Genomic DNA, 12,970 nt, shown 5'->3' with positions numbered 1-12,970 from the left:
TCAGACCCGCAGCGGCGCGGCCGCGAACTCCGCCATGCCCCGGTCGAAGGACACCCGCGGCAGCCAGCCCAGCTCGGCGCGCAGCCGGGCCGAGTCGGCGGTGACGTGGCGCACGTCGCCGAGCCGGTACTCGCCCGTCACCACCGGCGCCGGACCGCCGTGGGCCGCGGCCAGCGCGGACGCCATCCCGCCGACGGTGCGCACCTCGCCGCTGCCCACGTTGTACGCCCGGGCGCTGCCCGGCGGCCGGTCGCCCACGGCCGCCAGCGCCGCGAGGTTGGCGGCGGCGACGTCCTCGACGTGGACGAAGTCCCGGCGCTGGCCGCCGTCCTCGAAGACCCGGGGCGCCTCGCCCCGGGCGAGGGCCGACCGGAAGAGCGAGGCGACCCCCGCGTACGGGGTGTCGCGCGGCATCCCGGGGCCGTACACATTGTGGTAGCGCAGCGTCAGGACGGCTCCGCCGCAGGCACGCGCCCAGGCCGCGGCCAGGTGTTCCTGGGCGAGCTTGGTCACCGCGTAGACATTGCGGGGGTCGGCGGGCGCGCTCTCCGCGACCAGGTCCGGTCGCAGCGGAGCGTCGCAGACCGGGCAGGGCGGCTCGAACCGCCCGGCGTCCAGATCGGCGGGCCGCCTCGGCCCCGGTGCCACCTCGCCGTGCCGCGCACAGACGTAGCGCCCCTCCCCGTAGACCACCATGGACCCGGCCAGCACCAGCCGACGGACGCCGGTCCGCGCCATCGCGGCCAGCAGGACCGCGGTGCCGAGGTCGTTGCAGCCGACGTACTGCGGCGCGTCGTCCAGGTCCAGCCCCAGCCCGACCATCGCCGCCTGGTGGCAGACCGCGTCCACCCCGGCGAGCGCCTCCTCGACCGTCGCCGCGTCCCGGACGTCCCCGCGCCGGAAGTCGACACCCAGGGGCAGCACGGGCGCCCTCCCGGCCGGATGGACCGCCGGCAGCAGGGCGTCCAGGACCCGCACCTCGTGCCCGGCCGCGACCAGGGCCCCTACCACGGACACGCCGATGAAACCGGCACCGCCGGTGACCAGGATTCTCATGCCGCCGACGCTAGCGGCCGTCCCGACCCGGGGCGCCCCGACACGGGGCGGCGTCAGGGAACGGTAAGACGCGGGGGTGGGCGCGGACGAGCCCGGCGTTCGCGGATCGCGGTCGCTCACCCCGCTCGGGCGCACGCCTCCGCCTCCGCCAGGTACCTCGCCACCGGGCCCAGGGTCAGCATTCCGCTGCCGGCACCGGCGTGCTCGGCGCGGGCCTCACGCAGGGCGGCTCCGGCGCGCACGGCGACTGCGCGCTCGCCGAGGCGTACGGCGGCGCGGGCGGTCAGGCACCACATGGCCTCCTGCAGGTGGTCACGAGGTGGCTCGGGCAGCGCGGCGAGCGCGGTACGAGCCTGCTCGCCCCGGTCCTGGGCGAGCAGCACCAGGGGGCGGGTCCAGGGCCGGTAGGGGCCCCAGTCGAGATTCGGATCGGTGGGCGCCGGCCGGTCGTGCAGCAGGCGCAGTCCCAGGAGGGCGAGCGGGAAGAGACCGCGGTGCAGCCCCGGCATTCCGGCCGTCCGGAGGGCGTCCTCGGCAGCGCGGTACTGCGCCGCTGCCGCAGCGGCGGTCGGTCCACCGGGTCCGGTGCTGCGGGCGGCCGTCACCCGGGCCCTGAACCACCCGGTGAGGACGGGGACGAGGGGCGCCTCGGTGGTGGCGGCGAGCAGGTCGGCCGCATCGGCGTGCGCGGTCGCCGCATCGAGGTCGCCGAGGGCCGAGGCGGACTGCAGACGCACGAGCCGGCCGAGCACGGCGAAGTTCTGCAGCCCGTGCCGGGTGGCCAGGTCGAGGAGCTCGGCGCCGGTCCTGTCCCGCGTCGCCGCCAGCCCGGGGCGGCCGAAGGACTGCAGGAACACCCCGTTGAGGGCGAAGGCCAGCAGCGCTGGATCGGCCAGGTCCCGTGCCAGCGCCTCGGCCTGACGCGCCGCCTGCTGCGCGCGCCCCAGTTCGGTTCCGGACAGGTCGGCGCTGCGGCTCTCGACGGCGATCGTGGCCAGGAGGCGGGCGCGCAGGTCGGCATCCCGGCCAGCGGCACACCGACCGAGTAGTGGACGAACAGCCCGTCGCCCATGCCCGGGGCGCCGGCGTAGTTCGGGAAGTCGAGATCCGGGGCGATCCGGGAGTCCTGCCCCGCGGGCAGGATCTCCAGCTGCAGGCCCATGCCCGCCAGCGGGGTCTTCCCGGTCTTCTCGTAGAACGCCTCGCGTACCGCCCTGATCTCGTCGACCATCTGTTCGAGGGTCTCCGGCCCGGACTCGCCGGCAGTGCCGACGACCGCGACCGCTCCGGTCACGAACTCCAGGTTCGAGTAGGGGGCGCGGTTGTTCAACGACCGCGAGTCGGAGACCAGCTTGAAGTCGCCCGCTGTGCTCTGGGCCAGGTCGAGCCCGCCGTGCAGCGGAAGCTGGGGTTCGAGACGGTCCCATCCCCGAAAGTGCACCCCTGGGGCCGCACGTCCTGCCCGACCCGGCCGATCCCGGGCCCGCGGGCCGCCGGGGCCCGGCGGCCCCGGCGCTCCCACCGACGCATCGGCGAGCGGTGGGACGTCACCGCTGCCGATGTCAGCCGGCGGTGCGGTGTTCGGGGCTCTGCCCGTCGGGCGGGCAGTCCCAGGAGGTGAGGTACTCGGCGGTGGGGGTGCCGACGCCGGTGACGTTGTCGTAGCCGCGGTCGGCGACGAGGGAGGTGTCGTGGCCCATGGTGCGCAGCGAGGTGGTGGTGCCTTCGTCGGCGTTGACGCCGTTGGTGTAGTCGACGCGGACCTGGGCGAGTTCGGTGCCGGGGCCGAAGGGGTGGTCGGTGACGTCGTGGTAGGCGCCGGTGCCGTAGCGGTGGTAGATGGCGGGGTTGGCGAAGCCGATCGGGGAGCCCTTGGCCTGCTGGGCCAGGGCCTGGAGGGCGGCGATGACGGGGCAGGCGAGGCTGGTGCCGCCGATGCGGTACTCGCCGTAGCGGACGGTGCCGTCGGGGAAGGTCTGGGTCTGGCCGACGAGGAAGCCGGTGTTGGAGTCGGCGACGGCGGCGATGTCGGGGACGACCCGGTGGCGGCCGCCGTTGGCCCCGGACAGCGCGGGCGGGACGACGCCGCGCTGGTAGTGCGGCTGCGGGAAGCGGGCGCTGGTGCCCCCGCCGGCACCGCCGCTGAAGCCGCCCGGCAGGTCCGTCCAGGACGTTCCGTCGGCCGACAGGACGGACTTCACCGTGCCCCAGCCCGTTTCGAAGCGGTACCCGTTCGAGGCGTCCAGCGCGAGCGAGGTGCCGCCGACCGCCGTGACCCAGGGCAGGGAGGCGGGCATGTCGGTCTGCTTGGTGCCGGTGTTCTCCAGTTGGTCGCCGTCGTCGCCGCTGGAGAAGTAGAAGCCGATGCCGGTGACGGCGCCGCGCTTGAACAGGTGCTGGTAGACCCGGTCGAAGGCCGGGTCGGAGGCGTTCTCCGGCTCGCCCCAGGAGTTGGAGACGATGTCGCCGAGGTGCTGGTCGACGACGCGGTCCAGGGCGTCGACGAGGTCCTGGTCGTAGCAGGAGGCCGCGCCGACGTAGGAGATGTCCGCGTCGGGCGCGACGGAGTGCACCGCTTCGATGTCGAGGGTCTGCTCGCCGTACCAGCCGGAGGCGTCACAGCCGTCCGGGTCGACGTCCGGCGGTGCGGTGTGCGTCCACACCGCCGGGTCGTAGCGCAGCAGTTGGTTCTTGCCGTAGGGGGCGTCACCGTGCTCGGCGGCGTAGCGCGCGGTGTCGTCGCCGATGGTGGGCGAGTCGTAGGCGTCCACGACGGCGACGGTCACGCCGCGGCCGGTGAGCCCGGTCGAGGCCGCGCCGTACGCGCTGCGGAGTTGCGTGCCGTTGAAGCCCTGGATCACGTACGGCCGGACCGAGCCGTACGCAGGGGGCGTGCCGGTGGCCTGCGTCGAGCCGAAGTGGTCGGAGAACGGCGGGGAGTTGACGAAGGCGTTGCCGGGGCCGGGCAGGATGTCCCTCGGCGTCGGCCGACCCGGCCGGACCCTGCTGGGGGCGGTGTTGAGCCCCGTGACGCTCAGCACGTCGTCCGCGAGGTGCGCGGGCACGGTGACGTCCCCGGCGGGCGCCCGGTAGGTCCGCTCGCCCTTGCGGTAGGTGTGCAGCTCGGTGCCGAAGGCCCGCTCCGCGTCGGCGACGGCGCCGTCGGCGGTGAGGTAGTGGCCGTTGGAGGCGGTCACCCGCAGCCCGGACGAGTCCAGCCAGCCGCGCACCCTGGCACTCTGCTCCTCACTGCTGCCGAACCGTTCCGCCAGCTGCTCCGGGCTCAGGAAGTGCCCGTACTGCTCGGAGGCGGGGTCGGAGACCTGCCGGGCGAGGTCGTCCAGGCCGTGGTGGTCGCGGCCGGCGAGGTGGACCCGCACCGTGACCGGTGCGTCGGCGCGCTCCCTGCCCCGGTCGGCGGTGGACCGGGCCCAGTCCGGTGCCGTGTCCGGCACCACCGCCCGGCCCTGCGGCGCGGGAGCGTCCGCCGCCGCCGGGGCGGCGGCGAGGGCGGCTGCCACCAGGGGCAGTACCGCCGTGGCGGCCAGACCTGCTCTCGAACGCGACGACGTGATGCGCATGCAGCAGCAACCTTCCTGCGGGGGAGTGGGGACGGGCGGCCGGAGCGGAGCCCGGTGAACGCGAATACCGGGCACGTCGGACCGGGCCCGACGATAGGGCTGTCCCACCTGCCGCTCCGTGCACCTGTCGTGGACGCACCGGCGGCTTCACCCACCCAGCGGCCGGACCCGTCCCGCTCGGGCCCCGACCTCGCCCCTGGCCCGGGGGTCCGGCCGCGGTGGCGACCGCCTGGTGGACGCCGACGTGGTGCGGCGGCCGTAGGCTGCGCCCTGTGCGCACACAGGTGATCGTCCTCAACGGGGGCTCCAGTTCCTGCAAGACCACCCTCGCCAGGACCCTCCAGAACCTTCTGCCCGGGCCCTGGCTCGCCTTCAGCGTCGACACCCTCGTCGACGCCCTGCCCGCCCGGCTCCGGGAGGGAGCCGACGGCATCGCCGCCGACACCGGCACCGTCACCGTCGGCGACACCTTCCGGCTGCTCGACACCGCCTGGGCCCACGGCATCGCCGCGATGGCCCGGGCCGGCGCCCGGATCGTCGTCGACGACGTCTTCCTCGGCGGCCCGGCCTCCAAGCAGCGCTGGCGGGACGCCCTCGACGGCCTGGACGTCCTCTGGGTCGGCGTCCACTGCGCCCCCGACACCGCCGCCGCCCGCGAAGCCGTCCGCGGCGACCGCCCGGCGGGCATGGCGGCCGCCCAGGCGGTCGCCGTCCACCGGGGCATCGGCTACGACCTGACGGTCGACACCGGCACGCACCCGACCGCGCGGTGCGCGGCGCTGGTCGCGGCCCGGGTGGAGCGAGGGTCGGGGGAGGCCGTGGGCGGTCCGGGGGCTCCTCTAGAGTTGGGGGCCGGTCCGGCGAACGAGGGCCGGTTGGTCTAGTGAGGAGCAGGTCGTGAGCGACGCGGCGGCTGTGCAGCGGGAGATCGCGCGGGAACTCCAGGTGGAGTCGGAGTTCGACGCGGAGGTGGAGATCGAGCGGCGGGTGGCGTTCCTGGCGGAGCGGCTGACCTCGACCGGGTTGCGGTCGCTGGTGCTCGGGATCAGCGGTGGCGTGGACTCGACGACGGCGGGCCGGCTGTGCCAGCTGGCGGTGGAGCGGGCGCGGGCGGCCGGGCACGAGGCGACGTTCTACGCGATGCGCCTGCCGTACGGCACCCAGGCGGACGAGGCGGACGCCCAGCTCGCGCTGGGGTTCATCCGCGCGGACCAGGTGCTCACGGTCGACGTCAAGGCGGCGAGCGACGCGGCGATGGCCGCGGTGCGGGCGGGCGGGACGCAGTTCCGGGACGCTCACCACGAGGACTTCGTCCAGGGCAACATCAAGGCCCGGCAGCGGATGGTCGCGCAGTACGCGGTGGCCGGCGCGCACGACGGCCTGGTGGTGGGCACCGACCACGCGGCGGAGGCGGTGTCGGGCTTCTTCACCAAGTTCGGCGACGGCGCGGCGGACGTGGTCCCGCTGACCGGGCTGACCAAGCGCCGGGTGCGCGCCGTGTCGGAGGCGCTGGGCGCGCCGGCCCCGCTGGTCTGGAAGACGCCGACCGCCGACCTGGAGACGCTGAAGCCGGGGCTGCCGGACGAGGACGCGCTCGGCGTGACCTACGACGACATCGACGACTTCCTGGAGGGCAAGCCGGTGGCGGAGGACGCGTTCGCCACGATCGTCCGCCGGTACCGGCTCACCGAGCACAAGCGACAGCTGCCGATCGCGCCCTGACAACCCGGCGGGCCGACTGGGTCCGCCCCGCCGGGGCGGGGCGGACAGGTGGGCGGACGGGCAGGGCCGTCAGGTGGTGCTGCCGCTCCGCCCGGCGAGCTGGGTGACGGTGAAGTGGACGAACTCGGCGGGGCGCACGGGTGCGACGCCGATGTCGCAGACGACCTTGCCGTCGTCCAGGGTCTCGGACGTGTTGTTGGTGTCGTCGCAGATCACGTAGAACGCCTCGTCCGGTGTGCGCCCCAGGAGGGCGCCCTGTCGCCACTGGTCGGTGAGGAACGAGCTGACGGAGTGCCGCAGCGTGGCCCGCAGCCGTTCGTCGTTGGGCTCGGACGCGGCCCACGCCGTGGACCGGCGGACGGAGTCGGCGAGGTAGGAGACCAGGCGGCGGACGTTGAGGTAGCGCCAGTCGCGGGCGGTGGACCTGGTGCGGGCGCCCCACACGAGCAGGCCCCGCTCCGGGAAGGCGCGCAGGCAGTTGACGCCCTTCTCGTTCAGTTTCCCGTGCTCGTCGTCGGTGAGGACGGTTGCGAGCCTCAGTGCGGCACGGAGGTTCTGGTTGGCGGGGGCCTTGAAGACGCCGCGCTCGGCGTCGGTGCGGGCCCAGACGCCCGCGATGTGACCGCACGGCGGCACGGTGCGCTCGACGGCGTCCACTCCCGGGACGGTGATCCACGGGTAGTACAGGGTGGTGAAGGCGGCCTCGTCGGTGTCGGGCGAGGCGAGCGTGTCGGCGAAGGCCGCTCGGCAGCGCCCCGGGGCCGGGGGTGTCGGTCTTCGTCGCGGCGGCCGCGCTGGTGGTGTCACTGGTCTGGCGCCCCGGCCACCTGGGGTCGGCGCTCCCGGTCGGGGTCCGGGTGGCGATCGCGCTGGCCCTGGTCGTCGAGGCCTGGGTGTGCGTGCTCGTCTCCTTCGCCGTCGCCTTCCACGCCGACAACCTGGTGGAGGACGAACGGGCGCTGGAGTTCCCGGGCAGCGGCACCGGTGCCGGCACCGGTGCCGGGGCGGAGGCCGCCGTCTGGGCCGACTACATGTACTTCGCCGTGTCCGTCATGACGACCTTCGGCACCACCGGCGTCAATGTGACCTCCCGGGAGATGCGGCGCACGGTGGCGGCCAACGCCGTCATCGCCTTCGTCTTCAACACGGTGACGGTGGCGAGCCTGGTCTCGGCACTGGGCCGGGGATAGCGCCCGTCGGACCGTGCCGGTCGACGGGCGGTGGGCCGTCGGCGGCAGGGGATTTCGCGCTCGACGGCCACGAACTACGGGCCGTCGGGCGCGAATCCGTTCCGGGTTGCGGCCGAACGCCGTGCGGAGTTCGGCCACGGCCGTCACTGCCCCGGCTGCTACCGGCTCCGGTCGTCACTGCCTCCGGTCGTCACCGCTCCCGGCCGTCACCGCCCTGATCGTTCCGGAGTCGGGCCAGGTACTGATCGGGATCGGCGAAGGCGCGGTCCTGGGCGCCGTGGCGGTGGAGGTCGAGCCGGCCGTCCGGGTGCAGGCGGACGGTGGTGGTGGCGGCTCTGCCTGCGCCCCCGGGGCCGTCGGGGCCGCCGGGGCCGTCGTCGGGCACGGGGGAGCGGAGGACGGGCACGTCGGGCGGGAACATCGCGAGGGCCTCGGCGGGTCCGGGTGCCGGGTCGTGGCCGGTCCGGTTGGCGCTGCTCACGTACAGCACCGGGAAGGCGTCCAGCAGGTCGGCCAGCGGTTGCCAGCGGGCGCCGAACAGCAGGGTCCAGCCGTCCTGGGTGGCCGGTGCCAGCCAGGGCGGCGCCTCTTCGGGGCGGCGCACGGGCGCCAGTACGGTGAGGTGCTCCTCGGCGAGCAGCCGCCGGGCCAGCCGCAGCGCGTCCGGGCCGAGGTCGAGCCGCTCCGTCAGCGCGTCCAGGGTCCCGGGGTGGTGGGCCCAGAGTGCGACGGCCTGCTCCGCCGGGCGCTGCTTGGCGGTGTTGACGGCGTCGGGCCGGGTGGCGGCGACGACGCAGGTCAGCGGGGCGGGGTTGGGCAGCACCACGGCCCGCCCCCGGGCCAGGGCGGCGCGGACGGCCGGGAGTTCGGACAGTTCGCGGGCGGGGGGCGTAGGCGTCACGGGGTGTCCTCGGTGGTGGTGCGGGCAACACCTGCGCCGTCGAGATAGGCGGCGAAGAGTTCCTCGTCGACGACGGCCCGGCCGGTGCGGAACGCCCGGCGCTTCACCCAGGCCATGGCCGCGCGGGCCCCGGCGGCGTCCAGCCGGTGGCCGAGCCGCTCGGCGACCGCCGTGACGACCCGCGCGCTCGCCAACTGGGTGAGCACGATCCTGGGTTCGACCCCGAGCAGGGCCGCCGGGTCGTAGGGCTGGAACAGCCCGGGGTCGACGAAGGGCGTGCCGGTGGAGATGGTGGCGACCCCGGTGCCGACCACCGGGGTGGTCACCGTCAGCGGCACCCCGGTCTGCTCCGAGACCAGGGCGGCGATGCGCGGCAGCCGGGTGAGGTCCGGTGCGCGCCACCACAGTTCGGCGGCGCGCCCGTCGGCGCCCAGCAGGGCTGCCGCGCGCTCCGGGTCGTGGGCGAGCAGGAACAGTAACTGCTCGGTGGCGACCAGCCCGGAGCGTTCGGCCAGGCCGAGCCACGAACTGGCCACCACCCGGGCGCCGTGACGCACGGCCTGGACGGTGTTGGCGAGCCCGAGGCCGAGGTCGTTGTGCAGGTGCGAGCCCAGCACCACCCCGGGCCCGGCCTGGGCGGCCACCCGCTCGAACATCTCGGCCGTCTCGCCCGGGAGTTGGCGCCCGACGGTGTCCGCGAGGAGCACCGTGCCGGCCCCGGCGGCGGTGAAGTCGCCCGCCGCTTCGGCCATCAGGCCGTGGTCGGCCCGGGAGGCGTCGGCCAGGCACAGGTCTATCGCCACGCCCTCGTCCAGGTCGCGTGCCCTCTTCACCAGGTCCGTGCCGTGCGCGAGCGCCTCGCGGGCGCCCCGGTGCGTCATCACCCGGGCCATCGCCTCGGAGGCCGGGACGACGGCCAGCACCCGGGCGTGCGCGACTCCGCGCACCGAGGCGACCGCCTGTCGGACGTCGGCCTCGGTGCCCCGGCAGACGGCTGCGGCCGAAACCTGCCCCTCGGTCTCGACGGCGACCTGCCGTACCGCCTCGAACTCCTCGGCGCACACGGCGGGGAATCCGGCGGCGAACACCACGTGGCGCGGCCCGTCCGCGCCGAACACCGCGCTGTGCTCCCGGGCGAGCCGCACCCGGAAGCCGCCCGGCATCAACGTCTTGGCCTGCGCGCCGTCGCGCGCCGACTCCTCCCACACCACCAGGCGTCCGGCCGCCGCCGACTCCCGCACGATGTCCCGCATCGATATCCCCTCTCGTCCGGACCGCACCCTACGCCGGGCGCGTGTCGGGGGCGCAGACGTATTCGTCTTCGCGCCTGCGTGCGCTCCCAGAGGACATAGTTGACGACGCATCAGGTCGGATGCGGCAGAACATCTGGTGGAACGTCAAAGTTCCTGGTTCTCCTGCGAACTTCCATAAGCCCCCTTTAAGCTCCCCTTACCAACGGCGGCTTTCCGCCATGAGCGACTCTCGTCCGAGGTCGGGGCGGCAGGCCCAACTCCACCATGAGAGCAGGGATGACAACGACACGTGCACAGGAGCCGGGCGCCGTTCGCGGCCCGGAACGACGACGGCCGGGGGTGCCCGGCCGCCGGACCATCGGCGGAGCGGCGGCGCTGGCCGTCGGCATCGGCGCGATCTCGCTGGTGGCCGCGCCGCAGGCCTTCCCGCAGGCGGGCGACGGCACCGTGACCGTCCGCGTGGTGCGGGCCGTGGACACCACCGGGGTGTGGACGCCCGCGCTTGAACCCGGACTGGCCGGGGTGAGGGTGACCCTCACCGACGACGCCGGTACGAGCATCGAGGGCACCACGGCGGCCGACGGCACGGTGACGCTGGCGCCGGCCGCGGCCAAGCCGACCGGCGGCAAGTACCGCGTCCAGGTGGTGAATCCGAAGCCCGGCAAGCTCTACCCGGCCTTTGCCTCCCGGCAGGGCCTGACCGGTGCGCCCAACCAGCTGAGCAGCAACGAGGAGTTCGTCGACCTCTCCGGCGGCAAGAACGTCTCCTACACCACCGGACTGTGGAGCCCCGGCGACTACTGCCAGAAGAACGCCCCGCTGGTCTCGGCCTGCCAGCCGACCACGCGCGAGGGCGGGGCGCAGCGCACGCTGCTGTCCTTCCCGTACAGCGCGCGCGGCCAGGAGGGCGTGGACGTCAACGCCACCGACCTCGCCACCAACGCCGACACCGGCACCCTGTTCGGCATCGCCTGGAACCGGGCGGACCGCCGGCTGTTCTCCTCCGCCGTCGCCAAGCGCACCACGGACTACGGCCCCGGCGGCGCGGGCGCGATCTACGTGACCGACCTGGCCACGAAGACCACGAAGCTCTTCACCACCGTCCCGAACGCCGGCGCGACCGCTCACGGCGGCGGCACCGACGACGGGTTCCTGGCGGTGCCGGGCAAGGAGAGCCTCGGCGGCATCAAGATCACCGACGACGGCAAGGACCTCTTCGTCGTCAACCTCAACGACCGCAAGCTCTACCGCTACGACGCCACCGGGCCCACGGCCGCCGCGCCGAAGGCCAGTTACCCGATCCCCGACCCCGGCTGCCCGGCGGCCGTGGACTGGCGGCCGTTCGGCCTCGGCCTCCAGGACGGCACCGGCTACCTCGGCGGCGTCTGCTCGGGCGAGTCCACCGGCAAGGTCTCCGACCTGCGCGCGGTCGTGCTGCCGTTCGACCTCGGCACCGGTGCCTTCGCGGGGGCGGTGCTCACTCAGCCGCTGGACTACCCGCGCCAGAGCACCGTCGGCGGCGGCCCCTGCGACGGGGCGGGCTGGTTCCCGTGGACCAACACCTATCCGACCTCGCAGAACGGCAACCCCTGCGGTGCCACCACCATCGCCAACCCCGAGCCGGAGTTGGGCGAGATCGCCTTCGAGACCGACGGCTCGATGCTGCTGTCCTTCCGGGACCGCTTCGGCGACCGCGCCCCGGCCGGCCCGACGCCGGGCTCCGTCGCCACCGTGATGTCGGGCGGTGACCTCAACAAGGCCTGCCCGGTCAACGGCAGCTACGTGATGGACACCAACAACGGCTGCGGACTGTCGCCCCGGGGCACCCGCTTCTTCGACACCACCTGGGGCGGCCACCGCAACACGGCCTTCGCCGGCATGGCCTTCTCCAAGGTCGAGAACACCATCGCGACCTCCGCCTTCGACCCCAACCACACCGCCCTCGGTTACGGCACCTCGTTCCTCCAGCGGAACGGCCAGCAGGACCCGAAGTTCGGCCTGCGGCTCAACCCGGCGGGAGTGGTGGCGCCGTTCGGCAAGGGCGCCTCGATGGGCGACCTCGAAGTGCTCTGCGACCAGGCCCCGCTCCAGATCGGCAACCGGGTCTGGTACGACCCCGAGCGCTCCGGCCTCCAACTGCCGGGCCAGCGCCCGGTGCCGGCGGCCACGGTCAACCTGTACGACGAGTCGGGGAAGCTCGTCGGCACCACGAAGACCACCGCGCGCGGCGAGTACTACTTCGACGACTCCAACGTCACCGGCGGCCTCAAGCCGCGCACCAAGTACACCGTCAAGCTCGACAACCCGGCCGACTACGCCAAGGACGGCCCCCTGTACCAGTGGGTGCCCACCACCGCGGACGTCGGCGACAACCACTTCGTCGACTCCAAGGGCGTCGTCCCGGCGGGCGGGCAGTACGTCGAACGGGCCCTCACCACCGGCGGACCGGGGGAGAACGACCACACCTACGACTTCGGGTTCCGGCAGCAGGAGGGCACGCTGCGCCTGGTCAAGAACGACCAGGACGGCAAGCCGCTGGCGGGCGCGAAGTTCCGGCTGTGGAAGGACACCAACGGCACCGACGGGCTGCAGAGCACCGGCGACAAGCCCGACACGGCGGTGGGCGACCCGTGCACGACCGGGGCCGACGGCATCTGCCAGGGCACCGGCACGTTCGGGACGTACTACTGGCAGGAGACCAGCCCGCCGGACGGCTACTCCGCGCCGGAGGTGACGGTGTTCGGCCCGCTGAAGCTGACCACCGACAACCTCACCACCGGGGTCTCGGTGACGGCCGTCAACAAGCTGATCCCGACGCCCACGCCCACACCCACCCCGACGCCGACGGTCACCCCGACCCCGACGCCGACCCCGACGCCGAGCCCGACGGCGACGCCCACCCCGACGGACACGCCGACCCCGGCGCCCACCGTGGTGACGCCGCCCCAGACCTGGCCGCCGGTGAAGCCGGGACCGGCCGTGCCGCCGGCCCCCGCCCCCGGATCGCACCTGCCCAACACCGGTGCGAGCGAGGGCATCCCGGTGATGCTGGCCGGCGCGGGAACGCTGACGCTGCTCGGCGCGGCGCTCCTGCTGCTGTCCCGCCGACGCCGGGCGCGGCACCAGTAGGAGAGCGGTACCAGTAGGAGCGAACAGCCCGGGTGGCGGCCCTGACGGGTCGTCGCCGAGCGGGCGGGTCCAGGACCTCCGGGTCCGCGGACCCGCCCGCTCACGCACGCACCGGCCCGCGGACGCGCATCGGCGCGC

Annotated in this window: 8 protein-coding genes and 2 pseudogenes; 4 read left to right on the top strand and 6 right to left on the bottom strand. The window is 74.4% G+C overall.

Annotated features, from left to right (window positions below):
* The 3 genes and pseudogenes from OG715_RS03185 to OG715_RS03175 all read right to left on the bottom strand — a co-directional run bounded on the left by OG715_RS03185 (position 1) and on the right by OG715_RS03175 (position 4,637).
* Complete coding sequence (locus OG715_RS03185; RefSeq protein ID WP_327063949.1) at positions 1-1,056, bottom strand: NAD-dependent epimerase/dehydratase family protein; 1,056 nt, start codon at positions 1,054-1,056, stop codon at positions 1-3.
* A 116-nt stretch (positions 1,057-1,172) separates the two neighbouring features.
* Positions 1,173-2,078, bottom strand: a pseudogene (locus OG715_RS03180) (SARP family transcriptional regulator); the annotation flags it as partial.
* A 540-nt stretch (positions 2,079-2,618) separates the two neighbouring features.
* Positions 2,619-4,637: a S53 family peptidase gene (locus OG715_RS03175; RefSeq protein WP_327063948.1), complete on the bottom strand. Its 2,019-nt coding sequence runs from the start codon at positions 4,635-4,637 to the stop codon at positions 2,619-2,621.
* A gap of 272 nt (positions 4,638-4,909) precedes the next feature.
* Here OG715_RS03175 and OG715_RS03170 point away from each other — a divergent pair, with 272 nt between their 5' ends.
* Together OG715_RS03170 and nadE are read left to right on the top strand one after the other, a co-directional pair.
* Positions 4,910-5,521 carry a chloramphenicol phosphotransferase CPT family protein gene (locus OG715_RS03170; RefSeq protein ID WP_327063947.1) on the top strand — a complete coding sequence of 204 codons (612 nt, stop codon included), beginning with the start codon at positions 4,910-4,912 and terminating at the stop codon, positions 5,519-5,521.
* A gap of 13 nt (positions 5,522-5,534) precedes the next feature.
* A complete protein-coding gene (gene nadE, locus OG715_RS03165) occupies positions 5,535-6,359 on the top strand; it encodes an ammonia-dependent NAD(+) synthetase (protein WP_327063946.1) in 825 nt (274 codons plus the stop codon).
* 69 nt (positions 6,360-6,428) lie between these two features.
* On the opposite strand, the gene OG715_RS03160 is transcribed toward nadE, so the two are convergent.
* On the bottom strand, positions 6,429-7,166 hold the full coding sequence (locus OG715_RS03160) for a phage tail sheath family protein (RefSeq protein WP_327063945.1): 738 nt from the start codon (positions 7,164-7,166) through the stop codon (positions 6,429-6,431).
* Between OG715_RS03160 and OG715_RS03155 the strand changes: the two are divergent.
* Positions 7,091-7,549 (top strand): annotated as a pseudogene (locus tag OG715_RS03155) (DUF1345 domain-containing protein); the annotation flags it as partial. The gene OG715_RS03160 and the pseudogene OG715_RS03155 sit on opposite strands and share 76 nt — an antisense overlap.
* A gap of 190 nt (positions 7,550-7,739) precedes the next feature.
* On the opposite strand, the gene OG715_RS03150 reads toward OG715_RS03155, so the two are convergent.
* Both OG715_RS03150 and OG715_RS03145 read right to left on the bottom strand, forming a co-directional pair.
* The gene (locus OG715_RS03150) at positions 7,740-8,450 is read right to left on the bottom strand and encodes a hypothetical protein (RefSeq protein ID WP_327063944.1); all 711 of its coding nucleotides are present in this window, start codon (positions 8,448-8,450) and stop codon (positions 7,740-7,742) included.
* Positions 8,447-9,703 (bottom strand): 2-isopropylmalate synthase, encoded by a 1,257-nt coding sequence (locus tag OG715_RS03145; RefSeq protein ID WP_327063943.1) that lies wholly within the window; start codon positions 9,701-9,703, stop codon positions 8,447-8,449. The genes OG715_RS03150 and OG715_RS03145 overlap by 4 nt, the downstream gene beginning before the upstream one ends.
* 276 nt (positions 9,704-9,979) lie before the next feature.
* Between OG715_RS03145 and OG715_RS03140 the strand changes: the two genes are divergently transcribed.
* On the top strand, positions 9,980-12,832 hold the full coding sequence (locus OG715_RS03140; protein ID WP_327063942.1) for an SdrD B-like domain-containing protein: 2,853 nt from the start codon (positions 9,980-9,982) through the stop codon (positions 12,830-12,832).
* Positions 12,833-12,970 lie beyond the last annotated feature (138 nt).

Source organism: Kitasatospora purpeofusca (genome assembly GCF_036010405.1).
In the GTDB taxonomy this organism is placed as follows: domain Bacteria; phylum Actinomycetota; class Actinomycetes; order Streptomycetales; family Streptomycetaceae; genus Kitasatospora; species Kitasatospora purpeofusca.
The sequence above is the reverse complement of the archived record's forward strand: the minus strand, read 5'-3'. Positions and strand labels throughout refer to the sequence as shown.